Source organism: Mesorhizobium sp. P2_D1 (genome assembly GCF_056404455.1).
Genome location: NZ_JBFUDZ010000171.1, coordinates 1 through 716, shown reverse-complemented (window position 1 = coordinate 716; position 716 = coordinate 1). Strand labels below are relative to the sequence as shown.

General features: G+C 53.8%; 1 protein-coding gene. It reads right to left on the bottom strand.

The annotated features are described in order from the left end of the window. A partial coding sequence (gene repA / locus AC1D0I_RS32800) for a plasmid partitioning protein RepA (protein ID WP_477400218.1) occupies window positions 1-716 on the bottom strand: 716 nt, incomplete at both ends.

The following is a 716-nucleotide window of genomic DNA, read 5'->3' as shown; positions in this document are numbered from 1 at the left end:
AATAATCACCGACGTCGAAGCTGTCAGAGATGTGAGTGTTAGGTAACCGAGCTGCGGCGGGCAATCTATGACAACCACATCATAGCGATCGTCAACTTCCTTGAGCGCCGTAGAAATGCGCGTGAAGAACAAACGCCCTTCTGCTGAATTCTTGTTAGAAGCGGCTAGTGGAGTGTCGTACTCATATTCCTGCAGTTCAAGGTTGGCAGGTACGATGTCCAAACCCGGGAAATTGGTCGGCCGAATAATCTCTTTGATTGATTTCCTATGGTCGTCGTATCGAAGCGCCTCATACAACGAGGGATTCTTGTCGAGTTCAGGCTGAATGCCATGCAGAGCTGACAGGGAAGCCTGCGGGTCAAGGTCAATTGCGAGAACGCGGTGCCCTGTCAGAGCCAGGTATTGAGCTAGATGGGCAGCTGTGGTTGTCTTGCCGGAGCCACCTTTGAAATTGACGACGGAGATGACTTGCAGCGTGTCGCCTTGGCGGCGGTGAGGAACATAGCGCTTGAAGTCCGAGCGACCGTGCTTGTCTAGGTACTGACGCAACTCGAGCATCTGCCGAGCCGTGTATGAACGACGACCTGAACCGGAAACCTCAGGTGCGGGGCCCTTGCCTTCGAGATGAAGCTTTTTGATATGATTCTGGGTGACGCCGAGAAAGTCCGCGACCTCGACCGACGAAAATTGCCGTAGCCCCTTGATCGCACTTGGGG